This is a genomic window from Nocardia sp. Root136, assembly GCF_001427185.1.
Classification (GTDB): Bacteria; Actinomycetota; Actinomycetes; order Mycobacteriales; family Mycobacteriaceae; genus Nocardia; species Nocardia salmonicida.
The window spans coordinates 696,569-719,574 of sequence record NZ_LMFE01000001.1 but is presented as its reverse complement, the minus strand read 5'-3'; the positions used below and the strand labels follow the sequence as shown (position 1 = coordinate 719,574).

Annotated in this window: 20 protein-coding genes; 14 read left to right on the top strand and 6 right to left on the bottom strand. The window is 67.4% G+C overall.

All coding sequences use genetic code 11. The annotated features are described in order from the left end of the window. Positions 1 to 14 precede the first annotated feature (14 nt). Positions 15 to 2,207 carry an RNA polymerase recycling motor ATPase HelR gene (gene helR, locus ASD42_RS03465; RefSeq protein ID WP_056810032.1) on the bottom strand — a complete coding sequence of 731 codons (2,193 nt, stop codon included), beginning with the start codon at positions 2,205 to 2,207 and terminating at the stop codon, positions 15 to 17. Positions 2,208 to 2,901: 694 nt separating this feature from the next. Here helR and ASD42_RS03455 point away from each other — a divergent pair. From ASD42_RS03455 to ASD42_RS03390, 14 genes are all read left to right on the top strand, one after another. Next, on the top strand, positions 2,902 to 3,231 hold the full coding sequence (locus ASD42_RS03455; protein WP_156677378.1) for a hypothetical protein: 330 nt from the start codon (positions 2,902 to 2,904) through the stop codon (positions 3,229 to 3,231). 11 nt (positions 3,232 to 3,242) lie between these two features. After that, on the top strand, positions 3,243 to 3,839 hold the full coding sequence (locus tag ASD42_RS03450; protein ID WP_056810024.1) for a hypothetical protein: 597 nt from the start codon (positions 3,243 to 3,245) through the stop codon (positions 3,837 to 3,839). Positions 3,840 to 4,575: 736 nt separating this feature from the next. Then, complete coding sequence (locus ASD42_RS03445) at positions 4,576 to 5,625, top strand: polyprenyl synthetase family protein (protein ID WP_235569295.1); 1,050 nt, start codon at positions 4,576 to 4,578, stop codon at positions 5,623 to 5,625. Beyond that, positions 5,622 to 6,884, top strand: a complete 1,263-nt coding sequence (locus ASD42_RS03440) for a hypothetical protein (RefSeq protein WP_056810021.1) — start codon at positions 5,622 to 5,624, stop codon at positions 6,882 to 6,884. The genes ASD42_RS03445 and ASD42_RS03440 overlap by 4 nt, the downstream gene beginning before the upstream one ends. Positions 6,885 to 6,934: 50 nt before the next feature. Beyond that, positions 6,935 to 7,930, top strand: a complete 996-nt coding sequence (locus ASD42_RS03435; RefSeq protein WP_056810018.1) for a fatty acid desaturase — start codon at positions 6,935 to 6,937, stop codon at positions 7,928 to 7,930. Beyond that, on the top strand, positions 7,930 to 8,718 hold the full coding sequence (locus ASD42_RS03430) for a methyltransferase family protein (protein WP_235569294.1): 789 nt from the start codon (positions 7,930 to 7,932) through the stop codon (positions 8,716 to 8,718). Before ASD42_RS03435 ends, ASD42_RS03430 begins: the two co-directional genes overlap by 1 nt. A gap of 36 nt (positions 8,719 to 8,754) precedes the next feature. Then, positions 8,755 to 9,801 (top strand): mevalonate kinase, encoded by a 1,047-nt coding sequence (gene mvk / locus ASD42_RS03425; RefSeq protein ID WP_056810013.1) that lies wholly within the window; start codon positions 8,755 to 8,757, stop codon positions 9,799 to 9,801. Further along, positions 9,798 to 10,859: a diphosphomevalonate decarboxylase gene (gene mvaD, locus ASD42_RS03420; protein ID WP_056810011.1), complete on the top strand. Its 1,062-nt coding sequence runs from the start codon at positions 9,798 to 9,800 to the stop codon at positions 10,857 to 10,859. Before mvk ends, mvaD begins: the two co-directional genes overlap by 4 nt. Then, positions 10,856 to 11,938, top strand: a complete 1,083-nt coding sequence (locus ASD42_RS03415) for a phosphomevalonate kinase (protein WP_056810008.1) — start codon at positions 10,856 to 10,858, stop codon at positions 11,936 to 11,938. The genes mvaD and ASD42_RS03415 overlap by 4 nt, the downstream gene beginning before the upstream one ends. After that, positions 11,935 to 13,032: a type 2 isopentenyl-diphosphate Delta-isomerase gene (fni, locus tag ASD42_RS03410; RefSeq protein ID WP_056810006.1), complete on the top strand. Its 1,098-nt coding sequence runs from the start codon at positions 11,935 to 11,937 to the stop codon at positions 13,030 to 13,032. Before ASD42_RS03415 ends, fni begins: the two co-directional genes overlap by 4 nt. Then, positions 13,025 to 14,083: a hydroxymethylglutaryl-CoA reductase gene (locus tag ASD42_RS03405; protein ID WP_200950368.1), complete on the top strand. Its 1,059-nt coding sequence runs from the start codon at positions 13,025 to 13,027 to the stop codon at positions 14,081 to 14,083. Before fni ends, ASD42_RS03405 begins: the two co-directional genes overlap by 8 nt. Then, the gene (locus tag ASD42_RS03400; protein ID WP_056810003.1) at positions 14,080 to 15,252 is read left to right on the top strand and encodes a hydroxymethylglutaryl-CoA synthase; all 1,173 of its coding nucleotides are present in this window, start codon (positions 14,080 to 14,082) and stop codon (positions 15,250 to 15,252) included. Before ASD42_RS03405 ends, ASD42_RS03400 begins: the two co-directional genes overlap by 4 nt. A 9-nt stretch (positions 15,253 to 15,261) precedes the next feature. Beyond that, complete coding sequence (locus ASD42_RS03395; protein WP_056809999.1) at positions 15,262 to 16,743, top strand: flavin-containing monooxygenase; 1,482 nt, start codon at positions 15,262 to 15,264, stop codon at positions 16,741 to 16,743. Beyond that, positions 16,740 to 18,218, top strand: coding sequence for a flavin-containing monooxygenase (locus tag ASD42_RS03390; RefSeq protein ID WP_056809996.1), 1,479 nt, complete (start codon positions 16,740 to 16,742; stop codon positions 18,216 to 18,218). The genes ASD42_RS03395 and ASD42_RS03390 overlap by 4 nt, the downstream gene beginning before the upstream one ends. Here the strand turns inward: ASD42_RS03390 and ASD42_RS03385 are convergent. The 5 genes from ASD42_RS03385 to ASD42_RS03365 are packed head-to-tail and all read right to left on the bottom strand — an operon-like array spanning position 18,210 to position 22,926. Continuing rightward, positions 18,210 to 20,567 (bottom strand): SpoIIE family protein phosphatase, encoded by a 2,358-nt coding sequence (locus tag ASD42_RS03385; RefSeq protein ID WP_056809994.1) that lies wholly within the window; start codon positions 20,565 to 20,567, stop codon positions 18,210 to 18,212. The two genes, ASD42_RS03390 and ASD42_RS03385, sit on opposite strands and share 9 nt — an antisense overlap. 46 nt (positions 20,568 to 20,613) lie before the next feature. Next, complete coding sequence (locus ASD42_RS03380; protein ID WP_165610319.1) at positions 20,614 to 21,207, bottom strand: SpoIIE family protein phosphatase; 594 nt, start codon at positions 21,205 to 21,207, stop codon at positions 20,614 to 20,616. A gap of 19 nt (positions 21,208 to 21,226) precedes the next feature. Continuing rightward, a complete protein-coding gene (locus ASD42_RS03375; RefSeq protein WP_056809992.1) occupies positions 21,227 to 21,640 on the bottom strand; it encodes an ATP-binding protein in 414 nt (137 codons plus the stop codon). Next, the gene (locus ASD42_RS03370) at positions 21,630 to 22,010 is read right to left on the bottom strand and encodes an STAS domain-containing protein (RefSeq protein ID WP_056809990.1); all 381 of its coding nucleotides are present in this window, start codon (positions 22,008 to 22,010) and stop codon (positions 21,630 to 21,632) included. The genes ASD42_RS03375 and ASD42_RS03370 overlap by 11 nt, the downstream gene beginning before the upstream one ends. Positions 22,011 to 22,020: 10 nt before the next feature. Beyond that, positions 22,021 to 22,926 (bottom strand): STAS domain-containing protein, encoded by a 906-nt coding sequence (locus ASD42_RS03365; RefSeq protein WP_056809988.1) that lies wholly within the window; start codon positions 22,924 to 22,926, stop codon positions 22,021 to 22,023. Positions 22,927 to 23,006 lie beyond the last annotated feature (80 nt).

Sequence of the window (23,006 nt, the reverse complement as noted above, 5' to 3'; positions counted from 1 at the left end):
ACATGCTGAAATCGCTACGCCTGCAGCTGTTCTGCCGGTTGGACCTCGGTGAGTCCACGCAGCGACTCGGGCAACGGGCTCTGGTGCACGACACCGAGACGCTGGGTGGCGCGAGTGAGCGCGACATAGAGTTCGGCGGCGCCCCGTGGTCCGTCGGCGAGGATTCGCTGCGGATCCACGACGAGCACGGCGTCGAACTCGAGGCCTTTCGTCTCCGACGCGGGCACCGTGCCGGGTACACCCGGCGGGCCGATCACGATGCTCGTCCCCTCGCGGCCCGCCTCGCTTCGCACGAATTCCTCGATCGCCGCGGGCAATTCGTCGGCGGTGATCCGGCGGGACCAGGGTGCGACACCGCAGGACCGCACGGAATCCGGCGGTCGGACGTCGGGTGCGAACTCGGCGAGCACATCGGCGGCCACCGCCATGATCTCCGCCGGGGTGCGGTAGTTCACCGTGAGGGAGCGATAGATCCACCGGCCGGGGACGTAGGGCTCCATCATCGTGGCCCACGAGGTCGCGCCCGCCGCCGACCGGCGGTGCGCGAGATCGCCCACGATCGTGAACGAGCGGCTCGGGCAGCGCCGCATCAGCACCCGCCAATCCATCGCCGACAGTTCCTGGGCCTCGTCGACCACCACGTGCCCGTAGGTCCAATCACGGTCCGCCGCGGCACGGTCGGCGAGTTCGCGGGTGTCGCGCTCGAGGAAGCGTTCGGCGAGATCTTCGCCGAAGAGCATGTCCTGGGCGAGCAGATGGTCTTCGTCGTCCATCAGGTCTTCGCGGCTGATGAGAGTGTCCAGAACGCCCGCCGCGTACTCGGCCTCGGCTTTGCGTTCGCGCTCGGCGGAGTCGTCGGCGGCCTTGTCGCGGCCGAGCAGGTCCACCAGTTCGTCGAGCAGCGGCACGTCCGACACCGTCCACGCGCCACCGTCGGCCCGCCAGAGCACCTCGTCCGCACCGGCCGCGCGCAACCGATCGTGCGACGAATACAGCTCGGACAGCACGGTTTCCGGGCGCAGGATCGGCCAGCACCGATCGATCGCCGCGGTGAACTCGTCGGTCTCGGCGAGCTCGCGGAGCAGGTCGGCCCGCAGTTGTTCCCACGCCTCGGTGTCGTCACGAGTCAGCCACCCCTCGCCGATCCGAGCGATCGCGCGTTCGGTGAGGACGTAGGTGATGATCTCGGTGAACACCGCGCGCGCCTCGTTGTGCGGACGGCCGCTCTCTCGCGCTTCCTGTCTGGCCCACTCCGCGGTCGCGGCGTCTATCCGCACCGTCACGTCGGTCAGCGCGATCGTCAGCGGCGCCTCGGGCAGGCGCTGACGATCCGCGATCGTCGCCGCCAGGATGTCCAGGATCGGCAGCGAGCCCTTGAGACGGGCGGCTTCGGGGGCATCCTCCGCGCTCGCGTGCAACCCGGGCACGAGGTCGGCGGTAGTCGCGAACACGACATTCGTCTCGCCCAGCGAGGGCAGTACATGGGCGATGTGGTTCAGGAAGGCCGGGTTCGGGCCTACCACCAGCACACCCTGGCGCTCCATCCGCCTGCGCTGGGTGTAGAGCAGGTAGGCGACGCGGTGCAGGGCCACCACAGTCTTGCCGGTCCCGGGACCGCCCTCGATCACGGTCACGCCGGGATGCTCGAGGCGGATGATCTCGTCCTGTTCGGCCTGGATCGTCGCGACGATATCGCGCATCCCGTCCCCGCGGGGCGCGTCGACGGCGGCGAGCAGGGCGGCGTCCGCGCCGCCCTCGCTCCCGTCCGGTCGGCCGAGCACCTCGTCGGTGAAATCGACCACCTGACGGCCGCGAGTATGGAACTGACGACGCCTGCGCATGCCCTCCGGAGTGGCCGCGGTAGCGACGTAGAACGCGCGCGCCGCGGGGGCCCGCCAGTCCAGCAGCAGCTGTTCGAGCTCGTTCGACTCGTCGAACAGCCCGATCCGGCCGATATAGGAGCGCTCGCCCGATGCCGCGTCGAGTCGGCCGAAACACAGTCCGTTGTCGGCCACGTCGAGGCGCTGTACTTCTTTGCCCAGCGCCCGCACCTCGTTGTCGCGCTCCATGGGGGAGTCGCCCTTGGAGCGCAAGGCCGCGCCGTAGCGGCCCTTCACCCGTGCCCGCTCGGCATCGAGGCGCGAGTACAACCCGGCGACATAGCTCCGCTCGGACCGGCGTTCCTCTTCGTACCCGTGCGCTGACATAGGCCCCTAACTGTACTTTTCCGCTGCGACCGGATGATTGTGCAGCACCCACGGGGCCTTGCCGCAAGTCCCCACATGCGCTATATAGTGAAAGTGGAAAGAGCCCCGGCGATGCCGGGGCTCTCGTCTTGTCCGGGCTTGTCAGCCTTCCTGCACATCTGCCCGTACCTCGTCAGCCCCCACTGCGTCATCGCACCGAGGTGGTGTTCGTGTGGTCGGAGGCGCCCGGCGATCAGGGACTCGCGAATATGATGGGCGGCAAGGTATTCCATTCTCAAGACTCGAAATACCCGGAGCATCTATGTAATTGCGCAATGACATTCGATCAGGGAGATAGTCGAACTGCTCTCTGCGCAGTTGTATTACCGGCTACTTATCGGCGGCACTGGTCTCGCCGAAACGCCGGCCGTTGTCGAGTGCATTCTCGATGAGCTTCGACCTGCCTGATGAGGCGGTGACATGTGCGCAATCGTTCTCCGAAATTGTTACCCGATCTGAATGAAATCTGACTGTAGCAAATCGAAAGATATCCAAAAAATGGGGTCTGAACTGGGTGTATGTCGGATTGTTCGACCGGGTTCGGTTTTGAGTTATCACTGTTTCATGACGATGTGCGCGCAATGCCGGATAGGGGCTGTACGTTTGGGGCTCGAGAGTTTCGCTGGGTTCCATTCAGGTAACGGAGAGGGCGGAAATGGCTACAGTCACGCAGCCGTCGGGGCCGCACACCATGATCTCCCGACGTGATTTCTCCGCAGCGAAAACAGCGATGACGCCGTCGGGTCTGGTGACTCTCGGGTTGATCTTGCTGATTCCCGTATTCATCACGGCGGGGCCGATTCTCGCGTTGGCGTTGATCGCGCGAAATAACGGTGTCGGCTGGTCCGGCGGGGTGCTCTTCGGGGCCATCGCGACCGTCGTCGTCATGTCGGCACTGGCCTCGGTGTGGGCATTCCGCCTCGCGTGGCAGCGCGGTTCCGCCGCCGCGCGGCAGCACTCGTTCGGTTCTTCTCTCGCGCGGTAGGAGGTCGACACATGCAGACGCAACGACAAGCGGCGACGCCGCTCATCGAACCGCCCGCAGCCACCGCTGCGAACGAATGCCGCCGCCTGCGCATCGTCGCCCGGATCGAGTCGCCCGACCTGTGGGACTCGACCGCCGCCCGCCTGCTCGACTGCGCGCGTCGGCGCTGGCAGGGCAGACCCGATATCGCCGATCACCCGGCCCTGCGCCGTTGGTCGCAGATCCAGGACTCCCAGCAACGGCCGGAACAGCCGTGCCTGCGCACGCTGTTCGCCGCCTTCGCCTCGGGTTCGCTGGTCGGCGGTGATCCCTGCGCCGACCTCGCCGCCGCGGTCATGCTCCTGTCGAGCTGCCCCGCCGAAGCGGTTCAGCAGGCCGACCCGCTCAACGATCAGCACACGGTGCGCTTCTCGGTGTTCGCCTACCGCGAAGACGACCTTCCCCTGGCCGAAGACATGATCACCACCGCCGTCAAAACCTGCGGCACTCTGCTGGCTCGTCGCTGCACGATCATGCGCCCCCCGGCTCGTTCCACGGCTCCGCTCGTGGACCATCCGATGCCGGACCAACTGGTCCTCGGCAACCTCGGCAGTACCGCCGCCCGCTGACCCGCTCCAGTTGCGTGACCGATCGGCACACGGTGTCTGATCCTACGTGTGGTCGGTGGCGGACTGCCTCCGCGTCCTGGTGCGTGTCTAGCGAAACTAACAGTGCTGCAGCGTATTTCAATGTGACAGCCGCCGTGAGTTCGGATCGTCGTGCGTGCGGCGAGTCACATCCCGATCGCTTCTCGGCTCGCGGGAAGGCACTTCGGATTGTATGGTTCAGGCAGAGCTGCCCCCGTCGCCGGAGCTGTTGACGACCTGACAGTTCGTGTCAATCTGGTCTGAATCGCCTGTGTATCAACAACATTGACGTTGTGGCTCCGAAGCGACCGCGAGCCGGTCGATCCCGAGGTGTCTCGACTTCGGGTGCCCGGCGAGCCATGAGTTCGCGCCCGGATGCCCCGCGACGACGCGGAAGCCTTTGTCGTGCAGGCGATTACGCCGCACAAAGGTGAACGTCGGCGGTCCACAATTGCTGTGTTGCCCGCCCACAAATCTTGTAAACCATTGTGGTACAGCACAATTGTCGGATCCAAACCTGGAACATGTTGGAATGCTTGACATCTCGAGCTTCCTCCACAAAACTACCCGTCGGTAGCCAGCGAACGGGACGCTCGACCCCGTCGGCTGCGAGAGGTGACTCCCTACGACTGCCCCACCGGAAATGTCCGTAAACCCGTGTCCGGCAGTCGCCGGGGAACCTCTCCGCATCGTGATCACACCAAAGGAGCTCAGCGCTATGGATAATCCCGCGCTACCCGCAGCACAACACTCCGGTGACCAGCACTCAGGCGACCGAGTGGTGGTCATGCCAAGGCCGGCCGGACCGGCCGAGCAACTGGCGCTCGTCACCGAACGGCTGCGGGAACTGCTCATCACCGGTGAAGACTTCGACGCGATCTACACCCACATCCTGGCCGCGCCCGGCAAACGCGTGCGGGCACGGCTCGTCCTGGCCTGCGCCGGCCTGCTGCCCGATGCCATCGATACCGCGGCCCCGCTGCGCGACGCCGTCGACCTCGCCTGCGCGATGGAGATGCTGCACGAATCCTCGCTGGTCCACGACGACATCTGCGACGGCTCGCTGCTGCGCCGTGACGCGCCGTCGGTGCCCGCCGCGTTCGGTGTCCGCACCAGCGCGCGCGCCGGATTTCACCTGGCAGGCGCCGCGATGCAGGTGGTCGCGCGGGTGCTCACCGACAATCCGGAGGCCTTCGCGCGGGTCGGTGAGGCACCCGGCATCACCTACGCGGATCGGCTCTCCGACCTGTCCTACGGCCAGCTCATCGAGACCCTGCCGCCCTCGATCGACGAGCTCGCGCTGCGCCGCCACTACGAACTCGTGGCCGGGGCCAAGACCGGCACCCTGTTCCGGCTGTCCTGCTCCTACGGCGGCACCGCGGGCGGAGTCGATCTCGATCGGCTGCACGCCCTGATGGAGTACGCCGACCAGCTTGCGCTCGCCTTCCAGATCATGGACGACGTCCGCGACATCGAGGGCGGACCCGGCCTCGGCAAGGACGCGGGCGGTGACCTCGAACGCCGCGTGCCGACCTGGCCGGTCATCGAATGGCTCGGCACGCGACCCGGAGCCCGTGAAATGTGGCTGGACGCGGAGATTTCCAGCGCGACCCTGCAAGAAGACCTGGTCGAGAGCGGTGCGACCAAAGCCGCCCGCCTGGTCGCGATGGACGCCACCGAGAAGGCCACCCGCGCCCTCGACGTCTTCCCACCTTCCCTCGCGCGCGACGACCTGCGCGAGCTCCTCGAGCAGGTGATATCCCGATGAACACACCACGCCTTCCCCTCCTGATCCGTGGCCTGCGGCACCTGCGTCGCGCACCGGATCTGGCCGCACTGCGAGCCGCGCGGACACCGCGGGAGCTGGCCGCGCTCGCCCTGATCCCCGCGGGGCGCAACCTCGGAATCGCCGTCACCCTGCTGCCCGCGACGTTGCGCGACGAAGCCACCGCCGCGCTGCTCGCCTGTCGTGTCCTCGACGCGTTCGAAGACCTCAGCGACCGCGCGGTGGCCAGCGGCGCCGTGCTGGCGGCGGCGGATTACCTCAACGGTGTCAGCGACATCCTCCCGACGCCGCTACCCGCGCTCGAGGGCGAGATCCGCGACAGCGAAGCCGTCGATCGGGTACTCGCCGAGCGCATCGCCGACATCAGGGCGCTGCTCACGGCATTGTCCGAGCACGGCCGCGAGCGTGTCGGCCACGTGCTCACCGATGTCGGCCGGGTCATGGCCCGCAATATCGACGCACCACTGACCCGCGTCGCCTACAGCGAGGGCGTGCTCGGCCGGATCACCCACTACGCGTGCGCCCTGGTCGCCGAAGATGTGCTGCCCGAAGCGGATCTGCGCGAGCTCACCGGCTGCGTCGCCGTGATCGCCCAGTCGGCCAACGACCTGCGCGACAACGAGCTCGCGATCTACGGCGCCGCCGACCGCGACGAACTCACGCGGATGGTGATGCTGCGCCAGCTCACCCCCGCCCTCGGTGGCTTCGCGCTACTGGCCAAGCTCGGTCCCGGCACGCCGAGTGTGGGCGCGCGAGCGGCGATGGCGTACATGACGATCACGACCTCGGCATTCCTGTGCCGTGCCGTCGACGCGCCGCCTGCCTTTCGGCGCCCGGTCGCCGCGGCCGCGCTGGCCGCCGCCTCACCGGCGTACTGGACGAAGATGCTCGAGCGGGTGCGCCGCAGCGGCGACGCCGCGATCCATCAAATGCTCGACGCCTCACCGGATTTCACCACCGGCTCGGCTTCGGCGTCGCAGGTGCTCGGTGCGGGCGATCTCGCCTCGACGGAAACCTCGTTGATGCCGTTGATCGTCGACACCACCTTCGCGCTGGTGCACACGCTGCCCGAAGGCCGCTTGACCGGTGAACTCTCCGATTCGGCGATCCGCACCATGATGATCGCCGATCACCTGGCTTTCGGTGCCATGGAGCGGGTGCCGAGCCACGAACCCGACGCGATCCGGGCGCTGGCCACACGGCTGCAGCTCGCCGCTCTCGACAACAGCAGCCACCAGTAATCGAGGAACACCTCCTCGATGATCGTCACTACTAGCGAAGGAGCTCTCCTATGAGCACCGGAACGCCCGTCGCGCCCACAGAGAAACCGCCGTTCAGCCGGCGCGTGTTCAAACTCGAGCACGCATCCAACGTCGGCCCGCTGCTCCACATCGCGTTGTGGATGGGCATGACCTCGGCCGCGCTGTTCATACCAGGCACCTCGACCTGGTACCTCGCGGTACCGCTGATCATCGTGCTCTCGCTGCTGAACCTCTCGCTGACCATCGGCGTGATGCACATGCACACCCATCGCCCGCTGTTCGTGTCCAAGTTCCCCAATCGAGTGGTCGACATCCTGTGCTGCCTGCCCGGTAACCTGACCGCGGCCGAGATGCGCGAGGTGCACGTCCTCAACCATCACCGGTTCAACGACGGTCCGGGTGACGTCACCGCGACCACCGGCTTGGACAAGGGCATCGGTGCCCTCTGGTACTGGGTCCGCTACGGCATGGTCGTCAAGATCCACACGGTGCGTACGGTTTTCGCCGCGAACCCGGCGCCGCGTCGCCGGAAGACGCGCCACCAGTTCATCTTCGACCTGGCCGTGTACGCGGTCGTGATCGGTTCGGTCTGGTACGTCGCGGGCTTCGAGAAGTTCGTGCTCTTCTACTGGGTGCCGTTCCTCATCACCCAGGTCAACGCAGGCTACTTCGCCTGGCTGAGCCACGCCCCCGCGCGCGGATTCACCGACGAGCCGAGCACCTCGCTGAACAACGCTGGCAACATCCTCAACTTCCTGATCTTCAACCAGGGCTACCACAGCGTGCACCACCGCTACCCGGGCATCCACTGGAGCCAGATCCCCGACAAGCTCGACTACATGCGCGACGTGAACCCCGGCGTCATCGTGCCGTATTGGATGGTGGCGCAGTCGGGTTGGCGTCTGGTCGTGCCCGGCGGCTTCCTCAACGAGGGTTACGGCAACAAATGGAAGGCGCGTCTGGAGACGCGTTTGGAGGCGGGCACCGTTCGTTCGCGTTTCCTGCCGTGGTTCGCATGGATCTGATGACACCGCAACAGGTTCGGGGCGTGGTGAAAACCCCCTCGCGGCTCGTCCCGTTCCTGTTCTCCTTCGCCGTCTACGGTGTCGCCGGAATCACGGTGCCGCTGATGCTGCTGTTCGCCGGCGGCTGGTGGTTGCCGAAGACGGTGGACAAGGGACCGCACCTGTCCACGGTTCCGGCGATCGCGATCGACCTCGTGCTGCTCGCGCTGTTCGCGCTGCAGCACTCGGGAATGGCTCGGCCCTCGTTCAAGGCATTCATCACCCGCTGGGTGCCCGAGGCGCTCGAACGGACCGTCTACATCATCGGCGTGTGCCTGGTGATGTGGGTGATCATGCTGGCGTGGCAGCCGGTGCCGCAGGTGCTGTGGTCGGCCGACGGTGCGGTCGGGGTGGCACTCGACACCGGATTCTGGATCGGTTTCGTGCTGGTCTACGCGGCTACCCTGTTGCTGAACCACTTTCACCTGCTCGGCATCAGCCAGGCCTACCGCCAGTACGTGATCCAGGTACCGGACGCGACGGTCGACCGCCTGCAGGTGAACGGCGTCTACAAGCTGGTTCGTCATCCGCTGATGACCGGTTTGCTGGTGTCGTTCTGGTTCGCCAGTGAGTTCACCGTCGGGCATCTGGTGTGGGCTCTCGGGCTGACCGGGTACATCCTGCTCGGAACCTACCTCGAGGAGCGCGATCTCATTGCTCGGTTCGGTGCGTCCTATCGTGCCTACGCCGCGCAGGTGCCCGCGTTCTTCCCGTCCGTGCGCGCCATTTTCGGCCGATCGTCTCGGTAACCGGCACGGCCGGGCCGAGTCTGGAGAGGAATCGTCGTGAACAGTCCCGTTCGAGAACGTACTGAACACAGCTCCACAGCGACCGGCCCGGTCCGTGGCGTGGGTCGGGCCCACGCCAAGGCGATCCTGCTGGGCGAGCACACCGTGGTACACGGCACGCCCGCCATCGCGTTCCCGCTGCCGACCCTGTCGGTGCGGGCCATCGCGCGTCCCGGCACGCCGGGCTCTGTCATCGAGGTTCCCGAAGGACATTTCGGGTTCGTCGCAGGCAACCCGAACGCCGTGGAGAACTCGCTGTCCGGGCCGCGCGTCGCGGTCGAGGAGGCGTTGCGGCGCTGGGGCCTGACCGGTCACATCGCCCATGTGGTGATGGAGTGCGATATTCCACTCGCTCGTGGGCTCGGATCGAGTGCGGCCTGCGCCGGTGCGGCGGTGCGCGCGGTCGCCGACCTGCACGGCCGGACCGTCGATCCGGTCACGCTCTACGAACTCGTGCAGTGCGGTGAACAGGTCGCGCACGGCAGGGCCAGTGGCATCGACGCGAGCGCGGTGCTGGCCGACGGCCCGATCCGGTTCCACGAAGGAACCGCCACCGCACTCGACATCGGTCTCGACGCCGCCCTGGTGATCGCCGATACCGGGGTGCCCGGGTCCACTCAGCACGCGGTCGGGGGAGTACGCCGCACGCTCGAGCGCGATCCGTGCTCCGCACGGCGACTCCTGGCGAGGGCGGACGAGCTGATCAGCGGTGCCGCGGCAGACCTCTCGGCCGGGCACGCCGACTCGCTGGGGCGAGCGATGCTCGACTTCCAGGACCTGCTCGCCGAACTCGGCGTCAGCACCCCGCACATCGACACCCTGGTCGCCGCGGCGCTCGACGCGGGCGCCTACGGCGCCAAACTCACCGGCGCAGGCCTCGGCGGCTGTGTCCTCGCGCTCACCGAGACCGGCGACGCCCGCACCGTCAGCGCCGCATTGCGCCGCGCGGGCGCGGTACAGACCTGGACGGTCCCCACCCGCAGTCTGCGGTCCGGCGCACAGTCCCTATCCGCCTCGACATCGGAACACGGTGCCAACCCATGACTTTCACTCCCGCATCACCCGCGGCCACCGAACGTGGCGCCGTGACCGGGCCGTCCGCCGAGGCTGTCGCGGTCGCGTATCCGAATATCGCCCTGGTGAAGTACTGGGGTAAGCGGGACGAAGAGCTGTTCCTGCCCGTCACGGGCAGCCTGTCGATGACCCTCGATATCTTCCCGACCACCACCTCGGTGCGGCTGATCGACGGACCGGCCGATGTCGTCGAGTTCAACGGTGTCACGGCGACCGGCGCCGCACGCGCCCGCATCGAAAAGTTCCTGGATCTGGTGCGAGCCAAGGCAAATCGTGACGACCGTGCGATGGTGGTCACCGCCAACGCCGGGCCGACCGGCGCCGGTCTGGCCTCCTCGGCGAGCGGGTTCGCGGCGCTGGCCACCGCCGCAGCGGCCGCCTACGCGCTCGACGCCGACCCGCGCGCCCTGTCGCGACTGGCCCGACGCGGCTCCGGTTCCGCCTCGCGCTCGATCTTCGGTGGATTCGTCGTCTGGCATGCCGGCGAGGGGGAAGGCGAAGCGGGGGACCTGAGTTCGTACGCGGAGCCCATCGGCGGTGACGAGCTGGACCCGGCCCTGGTGGTCGCCGTAGTGAACCAGGGCGCGAAGGCCGTCTCGAGCCGTGTCGCGATGCGGCAGACCACCGCCACGTCACCGTTCTATCGCCCATGGGCGGAATCGTCGGTGCTCGATCTGGCGGAGATGCGCAAAGCTGTCGCACGGCAGGATCTTCCCGCGATCGGGGAGATCGCCGAGCGCAATGCCCTCGGCATGCACGCCACCATGCTCACCGCCCGCCCCGGAATCCGTTACCTGTCACCGCATTCGATCGCCATCCTCGACGCGGTACTCGCGCTGCGTGCCGACGGGATCATGGCGTACGCCACGATCGATGCCGGCCCGAATGTCAAAGTGCTGTGCACCCGTGCCGACGCGCCACGGGTCGACGCTGTATTGGACGGCCTCGGCGACTTCGTCACCACCCGGACCGCGCACATCGGTCCCGGCGCGTCCCTGACGGCGCCCGGTGCGGGTGGTGATCGATGACCAGTTGTCGCGCTCCCGGCAAGCTCTTCATCGCCGGTGAATACGCCGTGGTCGAGCCGGGACACCTCGCGGTGCTCACGGCGGTCGATCGCTACGCCACCGCCACGGTGACCGGAGTGGATTCCGGCCAGGACATCACCCTGTATTCGGATCTGGACGGCGGGATCGCCCTGTCCTGCCGTCGTCACGGTGACGAATTGATACCCACTCCCGATGCTGTTGTGCCAGCGGCATTTTCCTACGTTTTCGCGGCGGTTTCGGTAGTGCACCGTCTACTCGTCGAGCGTGCGATCCCCGTATCGTCCTTCCGCCTGAGCGTCACCGCCGACCTCGGCGACGCCGACGGTCGCAAGTTCGGCTTGGGTTCCAGCGCGGCCGTCACGGTGGCCACTGTCGCCGCCCTCGGGCAACACTTCGGCCTCGGCCTCGATCCGATGGATCGCTACCGGCTGGCCATGCTCGCCACCATCGCGGTCAACCCCCGCGCCTCGGGCGGCGACATCGCCGTGAGCACCTGGGGCGGCTGGCTCGCCTACCGGTCCCCGGACCGCGCGCAGGTGGCGGCATCACTGGCCCGCGACGGCGTGGAGGCAACCCTGCGCGCACCGTGGCCAGGCCTGTCGGTTCGCCCGCTGCCCACCCCCACCGAGCTCACCTTGCAGGTCGGCTGGACCGGAAACCCGGCCTCCACGCCTGCCCTGGTCGCCGGCCTCGACGGTGACCGCACCACCTTCCGGGCGCACAGCAACGAGTGCGTCGAACGACTCGTCGTCGCCATCGAGGCCGACGACTCCCAGGCCGTGCGCCTCGAAATCGACAGCGCGCGAACACTGCTCGCCGACCTCGACGCGGTGTCGGGTCTGGGGATCATGACCCCGCGTCTGCACGCGCTGTGCGAGGCGGGCGCCGCGGTCGGCGCTGCCGCGAAACCCTCGGGTGCCGGGGGCGGGGACTGCGGTATCGCGCTCATCGAGCGCACCCGTCCCGGCGCGATCGCCGAACTCACGGGCCGTTGGATCACCGCCGGAATCCGCCCGCTGCCCCTGCGGACCCACCCAGTCGAAGGGGACCATCGATGATCGCCGATCGCAAGGACGACCACGTCCGCCACGCGGTGAACCACCAACGCCAGGCCGCCGGGAGCAGTGACTTCGACTCCGTCACTTTCGTTCACCACGCCCTCGCGGGCATCGACGCCGACGAGGTCTCCCTCGCGGTCGATATCGCTGGAAAGCATTGGGAAACACCACTGTTCGTCAACGCGATGACCGGTGGCAGTACCAAGACCGGCGAGATCAATCGCCAGCTCGCCATCGCCGCCCGCGAGACCGGGATCCCGATCGCCTCCGGATCGATGAGCGCCTACTTCCGTGATCCGTCGGTCGCGGGCACCTATCGCGTGCTGCGGCAGGAGAATCCGCACGGATTCGTGATGGCCAATGTGAACGCGAACGCGACGATCGACCAGGTGCGCAGCGCCGTCGACCTCCTCGAAGCCGACGCGTTGCAGATCCACCTCAACGCCGTGCAGGAAGTGGTCATGCCCGAGGGCGACCGCTCGTTCGGCACGTGGCCGCAGCAGATCGAACGCATCGTCGCGGCTACCGCCGTGCCGGTCTTCGTCAAGGAAGTCGGGTTCGGACTGAGCAGGCAAACCGTCACCTGGCTGCGCGACGCGGGCGTGTCCGTGGCCGACGTGGGCGGGCGCGGCGGTACCAATTTCGCGCGCATCGAGAACGATCGGCGAGTCGGCGGCGACTTCGGGTTCATCGAGAGCTGGGGCCAGTCCACCCCGAACTGCCTGCTCGACTGCGCCGACCTCCCCGGCATCGATATCGCCGCGTCCGGCGGCATCCGCTCGCCACTGGACATCGCGCGCGCACTCGCGTTGGGCGCCAACGCGACCGGTGTCGCCGGTGCGTTCCTGGAAACCCTGGTCAGCCACGACACCGCCGCCCTGGTCGACAAGATCGGGATCTGGCTCGACCAACTGCGCACCATCCTCACTGTGCTCGGCGCCCGCACGCCGGCGGATCTGGTCGGCGCCGACCTGCTCATCACCGGTGAGGTCGCGAGCTTCTGCCAACTTCGCGGTATCGACGCCGCGGCACTTGCCCACCGGAGCCCCTGGTGGCGTGAATCCGAACATCGAGAGGGAGTCACCCATGAATGACATGTCGTACGCGGCGGTGCCGATGCAGTGGGTGGGACCTGTGCGCATTACCGGAAACGTCGTCGACGATGCCGTCGACGTTCCTCTCGCCACCTACGAGACCCCGCTGTGGCCTTCGGTCGGGCGCGGCGCGCGGATCAGCACCCTGGCGGAGAAGGGCATCGTCGCGACGCTGATCGACGAGCGGATGACGCGCTCGATCCTGTTGGAGGCCGACGACGCGTACACCGCCTACACCACGGTCCAGCAGTTAGAAGGCCGCATGGCCGAGCTCCAGGAGGTGGTCTCGGGCAGTAGTCGGTTCGCGCGGCTCATCGACCTGCACCATCAGATCACCGGCAACCTGCTGTTCCTGCGCTTCGAATTCACCACCGGTGACGCGTCGGGCCACAACATGGCGACCCTGGCCAGCGATCACCTGATGGATCACATCCTGTCGACCATGCCCGGTGTGCGCTACGGCTCGATCTCGGGCAACTATTGCACCGACAAGAAGGCCACCGCGGTCAACGGCATCCTGGGTCGCGGTAAGAACGTGATCACCGAACTGATCGTCCCCCGCGAGGTGGTCGAGCAACGGCTGCACACCACCGCAGCGCAGGTGGTGCAGCTCAATATCCGCAAGAACCTGATCGGCACCCTGCTGGCGGGCGGAATCCGTTCCGCCAACGCGCATTACGCCAACATGCTGCTCGCGTTCTATCTGGCCACCGGTCAGGACGCCGCCAATATCGTCGAAGGATCCCAGGGCATCACCCATGCCGAGGATCGCGACGGCGACCTCTACTTCTCGTGCACCCTGCCCAACCTGATCGTGGGCACGGTCGGCAACGGCAAGCACGCGAGTTTCGTCGACGAGAACCTGGAACGCCTCGGCTGCCGTGAAGACCGGCAGCCCGGCGAGAACGCCCGACGCCTCGCGGTGATCGGAGCGGCCACCGTGCTGTGCGGGGAGCTGTCGCTGATGGCGGCACAGACCAATCGCGGTGAATTGATGCGCGCCCATACCCAATTCGAGCGGTCCACCACGAGCAACGGAATCTCACGATGACAACTACGCCGGTCGGTATCCACGACCTTTCGTTCGCCACCACCCATTACGCTCTCGATCACGCCGTCCTCGCCGAGCGACTCGGCGTGGATCGCGACAAGTTCTACCTCGGCATCGGCCAGGAGAAGATGAGCGTCGCCGCCGCCGACGAGGACATCGTCACCATCGCCGCGGCCGCCGCCAAGCCGATCCTGGAACGGCACGGCACCGACAACATCCGCACCGTGCTGCTGGCCACCGAGACCGGCGTCGACCAGTCCAAAGCCGCTGCGCTGTACCTGCATTCGCTGATCGGGCTGCCCAACGCCGCCCGTGTCGTCGAGCTCAAGCAGGCCTGCTACGGCGGCACCGCCGGGCTGCAGTTCGCGGCGGGCCTGATCGCCCGCGACCCGTCGCAGCGGGTGCTGGTCATCGCCGCCGACATCGCCAAGTACGAACTCGACACCCCGGGTGAGCCGACCCAGGGCGCCGCCGCCGTCGCGATGCTGGTCACCGCGGATCCGGCGATCCTGGCACTCGACCCGATCTCGGGCCTCTACAGCGCCGACATCATGGACTTCTGGCGCCCGAACTACCGCACCGAAGCCATCGTGGACGGCAAGACCTCGGTCAACGCCTACCAGAAGGCCGCCCAGGAGGCGTGGACCGACTACCGCCGCCAGGGCGGTCGTGAACTCGGTGAGTTCGCCGCGTTCTGCTACCACCAGCCCTTCACCAAGATGGCCTACAAGGCGCACCGGCACCTGCTCGAGAGCCAGGGCCACACCGCCGATGCCGACGCCATCGAGGCCGCGATCGGCGCCACGACCACCTACAACCGCACGGTCGGCAACAGCTACACCGCCTCGCTCTATCTCGGCTTGGCCTCGCTGCTCGACCACGCCGACGACCTCACCGACAAGGCGCTGGCCATGATCAGCTACGGGTCGGGCAGCGTCGCCGAATTCTTCAGTGGCACCGTGCAGCCCGGCTACCGCGAGCACCTGCGCACCGAGGCGAACCTGGCGGCGATCAGCTCGCGTGAGCTGCTCGGTTACGAGCGCTACCGGGACCTGCACGAGGCCACCTCGCCCAGCGACGGCGCCTACCACGCCATGGTCGAGGAGACTCGCCGCCCGTACCGGCTGGCCGCCGTCTCCGGTCACAAACGCATCTACGAATCCCGCTGAGGTCGCCCCATGAGCAGTAACGACACACGCCACGTCCAGGTCATGATCGTGGGCAGTGGGCTGTCCGGCCTCGGTACCGCCATCCGGCTGAGCCAGCGTGGCCTGTCCGACTTCGTGGTCATCGAGCGGGGCCCCGATGTCGGCGGGACCTGGCGCGACAACACCTACCCGGGTGCGGGCTGCGATGTGCCCTCGCACCTGTACTCGTATTCGTTCGCGCTCAATCCTGATTGGTCCCGGTCGTTCTCGCCCCAGCCGGAGATCGAGCAGTACCTGCGCACCGTGTCCGAACGCTACGGCGTTCGAGACAAGCACATCTTCGACTGCGCGCTGACCGCGGCCCGCTGGAACGATGCCGACCGCCGGTGGGATATCGAGACCAGTAAGGGCACCTTCACCGCCGACTTCATCGTCTCGGCGGCGGGCGTGCTCGCCGAGCCGAAGCTTCCGGATATCAAGGGCATCTCGAGCTTCGAGGGCGAGGTCTTCCACTCCGCGCGCTGGAACCACGACGCCACTCTGACCGGCAAGAAGGTCGCCGTCATCGGCACCGGATCCTCGGCGGTGCAGATCGTCCCGTCGATCGCGCCCGAGGTGGAGCACCTGGACGTGTACCAGCGCACCGCCACCTGGGTGATGCCGCAGATCTCGCGGCCGTACCTGGGGCTGGAACGATTCGCCTTCAAGCGGATTCCGGGTCTGCAACGGTTGATCCGGGCGCTGATCTACATCACGCGTGAGCTGTTCGTGATCACGCAGGTGAAGTACCCGTGGACCGGCATCGTGCTGGAAACGGTCGGGCGATTCAAGATGCGCTTCGAGATCCGGGACCCGGAGCTGCGGCGAAAAGTGCTGCCCCAGCACCGGATCGGCTGTAAGCGCATGCTCGTGTCGAACAAGTTCTACGGCGCGCTCGATCGCGACAACGTCGACGTCGTCACCGACGGCATCGCCGAGGTTCGCAGCGGGTCGATCGTGTCCGAGGACGGCACGGAGCGGGAGGTGGACGCCATCGTGCTCGCCACCGGTTTCCACGTTGCCGATTCGCCGACGTTCAACCTGTACACCGGTCGCGACGGCCGGACCGTGTCCGAGGCGGCCGATGCCGAGGGCTACCAGATGTACAAGGGCACGACCGTCTCGAATTTCCCGAACATCTTCTTCATGCTCGGCGCCAACTCCGGGTTGAACTACACCTCGCTGATCTACATCATCGAATCCCAGATCAACTACATCGTCGACGCGATCACCACGATGGAGCAGCGCAACCTGCAGTCCTTCGAGGTCCGCCTGGACGCGCAGGTCGAATACAACAACAAGCTCCAGCCGAAGATGGCCCGCACCGTGTGGGTCAACGGCGGCTGCACCAGCTGGTTCCTCGACAACCACGGCAACAACTCCGCGCTGTGGCCGGACTTCAGCTTCAAATATCGGCGCATGGTGCGGAAGTTCGACATCGACGCCTACGACACCACCACGAAGACACTGTGACCGCATCGCAGGGGCGCCACACCCGCGTCGCGATCATCGGTGCCGGGTTCGCCGGGTTGGGTGTGGCTATTCGCCTGCGCCAGTTGGGTATCACCGACGTCGTCGTCTTCGAACGCGGCAGTGATGTCGGCGGTACGTGGCGTGACAACACCTATCCCGGCGCCGGGTGCGATGTGCCCTCGCAGCTGTATTCGTATTCGTTCGCCCCCAATCCGGACTGGACGCACTCGTTCTCGACACAGCCGCAGATCCAGCAGTACATCCAGGACGTGGTCGACCGGCACGGGGTCCGCGATGCGGTCGTTCTCGAGTGCGAGGTCACCGACGCGCGGTGGAACGACGCAGGCGCGCGATGGGAGATCCAGACGAGCGGCGGCGCCTACACCGCCGAGATCATGGTGTCGGCGGCCGGCCCGCTGAGTGCCCCGAATCTGCCCGATATCAAGGGCATCAACACTTTTCGTGGTCCGATCTTCCACTCCGCGCGCTGGGATCACGAGTTCGAGCTCACGGGCAAGCGCGTCGCGGTCATCGGCACCGGCGCGTCCGCGATCCAGATCGTGCCGTCGATCGCTGGCGAGGTCGCCCGGCTCGACCTCTATCAGCGCAGCGCGCCGTGGGTGCTGCCGCGCATGGGCCGCAAGTACACCTGGCTGGAGCGGCTGTACTACCGGCGAGTTCCGGGTGCGCAGCGGCTGGCCCGGCTCGGGGTGTACTGGGTGCGTGAGTCTTTCGTGCTCTGGCAGTCCAAGTATCCACCGCTCGCCGACTTCTTCTCGTTCGGTGCGCGGATCAAGATGTGGTCGGTGATCCGGGATCGGGAGCTGCGCCGCAAGCTCACCCCCGGCTACCGTCTCGGGTGCAAGCGCATGCTGATCTCGAACGTCTACTACCCCGCGCTGGCCCGCGACAATGTCGAGGTCGTCGTCGACGGCATCGCCGAGATCCGCGAACAATCGATCGTCGCCGACGACGGCACCGAACGCGAAGTCGACGCCGTCGTGCTGGCCACGGGCTTCCGGATCACCGACTCGCCGACCTACGACCTGATCAGCGGGCGTGACGGGCGCACCCTGTCGGAGGTATTCGGCGCCGAGGGCATCAGCGGGTACAAGGGCACGACCATCGCGAACTTCCCGAATCTGTTCGTGATGATCGGCCCGAACTCCGCGTTGAGCTACACCTCGGCGGTGTTCACCATCGAATCCCAGATCAACTACATCATCGACGCCGTCACGACGATGACGACCGGTGGCCTGCGCAGCGTCGAGGTCCGCGAGGACGTGCAGGCCGCCTACAACCGGGACCTGCAGAAGAAATTCGACGGCACCGTCTGGAACACGGGCGAATGCACCAGCTGGTTCGTCGACGAGAACGGCCACAACGCCACGCTGTGGCCGGATTTCAGCTACCGGTTCCATCGGATGCTGAAGACCTTCGACGTCGAGGCCTACGAGACGTCCCGGTCAGAATGAATTCTGCCGCGAGCTGACGGTCGGCGGCCGCGAGGAGGCCCGCAGCGGGTTCGCGGTGGGGAAGGTGATCGAGGGCAGGGTCACCCACATGCGCACCCGGGTGCCGGTCTCGTCGTGGTCGAAGGTGAGATCCTCGGTGAGTACCCGCATCATCTCCACGCCGCGACCTCGGTAGCCGGGGTCGGTAGGAGTGGGGATCCAGCTGCCGTGGTCGGCGATCTCCAGGACCACCCGGTCGCCGTCGCAGCGGGCCGTGAGACCGACGCGGCCGGGTTCGGTGTCGCGGTAGGCGTGTTCGACGCTGTTGCTGCAGGCCTCGTTGGCCGCGGCGACGAGGTCGGCGGCCAAATCGTGCGGGACCGCGGCGGTGGCGAACCAGCGGTACAGACCACGGCGCACACCGGCCAGTTCGGTCGCGGCAGCGGGAAAGTCGAGGCTCAGCGGCTCCGGGGGCTGCCGGTAGACGACCATGGCGACGTCGTCGTCGTAGCCCGCGGGCGGGCACAGCCGCGACAGCACCGCGTCGGCGACATCGCGGGGGAGTGCGGCACCGGTCTCGCTGAGCACGTCGGCGATCTTGACGAAGCCCTCGGCGATGTCGTACCCGCGCTGTTCGACGAGGCCGTCGGTGAACAGCACCAGGGTGGCGCCCGGTGGGAGCGCCGTGGTGGCTTCCGGCCTGCGTGGGGTATCGAAGGTGGCCAGGGGGACCGCGCGTCCGCCTTCGAGGATGCGGCCCGGTCCGCCGGGCGGTGCGAGGACGGGCGGCATGTGCCCCGCGTTCGAGTAGCGCACCATCCCGCGCTCGGGGTCGAGCACGGCCGCGCACACCGTCGTACACATGGCGCCGGGGATCCGGGAGGCCACGGCGTCGAGTTCGGCGAGCAACTGTGCTGGTCCGGCGCCACGCAGCAGCAGAGCCCTTGCCGCGGTACGCAATTGGCCCATCACCACGGCGGCGGACAGACCACGACCGACGCAGTCGCCGACGACGACGCCGATGGTGCCGTCGCGCAACGGCACCACGTCGTACCAGTCGCCGCCGATCTCGAGCGGCGGCAAGGCGGGTTCGTAGTGCACCGAGAAACGGGGCGGCAGTTCGATCGGCCCGAGCATCGCCCGCTGCAGGGTGAGCGAGGTGGCGCGGGCCTGGTCGAAGTTGCGGGCGCGCTGGAGCGCGACGCTGAGATGACCGACGAGCAGTGAGTACAGAGCCCAGTCGGCGGCGCTGACCGCGCGTGGCGCACCGAAGCGCACCCACAGCGCCGCGTCCCCGGTCTCGCCGAGCGGTGCGACGACCGCGTCGACCCCGCCCTCGTCACCGGTGATGGCCGAGAGCCCACGGGCGGACTGCCTGCGTGAGCGGTCGAGCAGGGCCTGGGTGTCGTCGTCGAGCACGACGGGGCCGTCGGCGCGCGGGCCGCTCTGCCGCATCGGCGCCACGGTGAATTGTGATGCGATACCGATGGTTTCGGGTGTCGGCTCCGCTTCTTTGCTCGACGGTGTCACGCCGCAGGAGTAGACATCGGGGCGTCCGGTCCGGCTCGGCCAGATCGCGACCAGCGCGGTCTCGGCGCCCATGGTCCGGCGCAGTTCGTCGAGTCCGACCGCGAGGACCTCCACCATGCTCGTCGCCGCGCCGACGGCGGTGGCCAGGCGGGAGGCGGCCTGGTCGCGGGCCTGCGCGTCGTGTTCGGCGGTTACATCGCGCACGGTGCCGACGAAGATCCGTTCGTCGTTCTCCTGCTTCACCAGCGAGCTGGCGCTCACCGCCAGCCAGCGTTCGCGGCCGTCGCGATGACGCACCGGCATCACGAATCGTGAAGCCTCCGTGCCGATCTGGGGGTATCCGGCGCGATCGGTCAGAGCCCACGGATGGGGCAGCCGGAACGGCACCTCGGTGGCGCCGTATCCGGTGAGCACCCCGAACGCGGAGTTCACCTCGACGATGGTGCCGTCGTCGTCGGCGACGAAGAACCCGTCCTGCAACGATTCGACCAGCGCGGTGCGAAAGGCGTCGCGGCCCTCGAGATCCTCGGCGCGGGAACGCTGTTGCTCGTAGCGGCGGGTGCCGTCGAGGTAACCGCGGGTGGCGATGTCCAGTGCCGCCATGGTCTGCAGCAGGAATTCCAGTGCTACCTCGGCGCGGCGCGGATCGGCCTGCGTTTCGCTGTCCTGGGCAACAGCGCGGAAGTGATGCTCGGTGAGATCGAGCAGGCTGATGCCTTCGACGAGGGCCCGTCTGCCGAGGTCGTATCCCTCCGAGAGGCCGGCCTGGCCTGGCGCGGCGACGTGGCGGCGCATCGCCGCCGAATAGTCGTCGAGAAATGCGACCAGGACCGCGCTCATCGGCAACCTCTCATCAGCCCGCACGCATTGGTGCGATGTCGGGGCCTCACGGGCACGGCCCGCGGAAACGTGCCGCGAGCACCAGTGCGTCGTCGGTGTCCTTCGCATCGCGAGCGAGCAGATCGCCCGCGATGGCGGTGGCGGTTTTGGCCAAGTCGAGCGATTCCGGGCCGACCGCGACGATTCCGTCGGTCGCCATCAGCAACAGATCGCCGGGGCGGATCGGCAGGGTCTGCGGCTGCAGGTGCGAGGGCAACCGATACCCGACGATGCCGCCGGTGAGCAGCATCGTCGCCCGCAGCTCCGGACCGGCCGGGCCGAGGGTGAGCAAACGCGAATCGACGTTGCCCACGCCGAGCCATTGCAGCGTCTCGCCCGGCTCGATCAGCGCCAATGACACTGCGGCGCCGCGGGTTTCGACCATCGCGCGATGGCAGAGCACCATCAGCACGTCCAGCGGTTCGCCGCAGTTCTCGGTGAGGATGGCCATCGCGCGATCGGCGGCCTCGGCCGCGGGCGCACCGTGACCGAGCCCGTCGAGGACCGCGAACAGCACGCCGGCGCCGGTGTCGAGCACGAGCGCGCGGTCGCCGGAGACGTCCTGGCCGGGCAGAGCCCGGCCGGCCGTCGACCACTCCATGCGCCCGATGATCCCGTCCTCATGCAACGTCGGGTACCCACTTCCACATCTCGATCAACGTCCCGCGGCCCGGGGCGGAATCGATGGTGAGGCGGTCCATCAGTCTGCGCGCGCCGGGCAGCCCGAGTCCGAGTCCGCGGCCGGTGGAATAGCCGTCTTCCAGCGCGCGGGGAATGTCACGGATGCCGGGGCCCTGGTCCTCGGCTTGGATCACGAGCGCGCGGCGACCTTCGCGCAAGTCGATGAGCAACCTGATCTCGCCGCTGCCCGCGTAACTGGTGATGTTGCGGGCGATCTCGGAGATGGCGGTGGAGATCATCGTGCGGTCGGTGAGGGTGAAACCGAGGTCACCGGCCAACTCGCTCCCGGCCTGCCGGGCGGTGACGATGTCCTCGGACACCTTGACCGCGATCGCCACCTGCTCAGCGGCCACTGTCGCGACCGTCTCGTCGCCGCGGGTGCCGATTCAGCCAGGAGAGGCCTTCCTCGAGATCCAGCGCGGTGTGCATGTCTTCGAATGTCAGGCCCAGTTGCACCATGGCGAAGGCCACCTCGGGCTGCAACCCGACGATGACGGTTTCCGCGCCGCGCAACTGGGTCATGTGCGCGATCGTGCGCAACGAGCGCGCGGCGAAGGAATCCATCACGTCGATGGCGGTGACGTCGACGATGATGCCGGTCGCGCGGTAGCGACTGACCTGCTTCATCAGGTCGTCCTGTAACCGCTCGGTGTCGGCATCGGTCAACGCCGACTGCACGGACGCGATCAGGTACGTGCCCTGCTTGAGAATAGGTACCGGCATGGTGGCTTGGTCAGCGCCCGTCCCGCTCGCTCAAGCGTTCGGTGACCCGGGAGACCTCGTACCCGAGTAGACGCTCGGCCTCTTCGATACCGCCCTGCAGGTCGCCGACGGCATTCATCTTGGACAGATCGAGGCCGATGGTCACCAGGGTCAGCGCGATCTCCGAGGACAAGCCGGTGATGATCACGCTGGCGCCCATCAGGCCGGACGCGTCGACGGTCTGCACGAGGTGGTTGGCCACCACGGAGTCGATCGCGGGCACACCGGTGATGTCGATGACGACCACCTTGGCGCGATTGGCGCGGATGGCGCGCAGCAGCTGTTCGGTGAGCTGGCGGGCGCGCTGGGAGTCGAGCACACCGATGATCGGCAGGATGAGCAGCTGCTCGCGCACCTGCAGCACCGGGGTGGACAGCTCGCGGATGGCCTCTTGCTGGCGGCTGATGACGCGCTCGCGCTCCTGCACGAACGACACGGCCACGGTGTTGGCGATGCGGTTGGCGGCCGGTTCGTAGGCGTCGAGCACGCGGTTGAGCAGCTCGAAGTTGGACTGGTACTTCTCGAAGAGGCTGCGCGCCAGCACATCGCGCAGCAGCAGCACGATGCCGATGACCTCGTCGGTCTCGACGCCTCGCGGAATGATGCGCTCGGACAGGTCGCGGGCATAGGCCTGCAGTGCCTCGACGCTACCGGTGACGAGCACCTCGACGTAGTTGTCGTACATCGACGTCGCCTCGGAGAAGATCTCCTCCGGGGTCATCGCGGTCAGCAGTTCGGCCTCGGTGATACGCCGTGCCCACTCTTCCCGCAGCCCGGTGCGGTTCTGCCGCAGATGCTCGACCAACTGCGGGAGCAGGTTGTCGAGCGGTTGCGCCGGCAGCGAATCCGCCGAAAGACTCGTGGACACCTCGGACATGGAAACCCCTGCCCCTTTCGACGACGGACGTTTTCGGTGCGCACAGTGCGCGTTGAGCCTGAGCCTACTCATACCCCCTT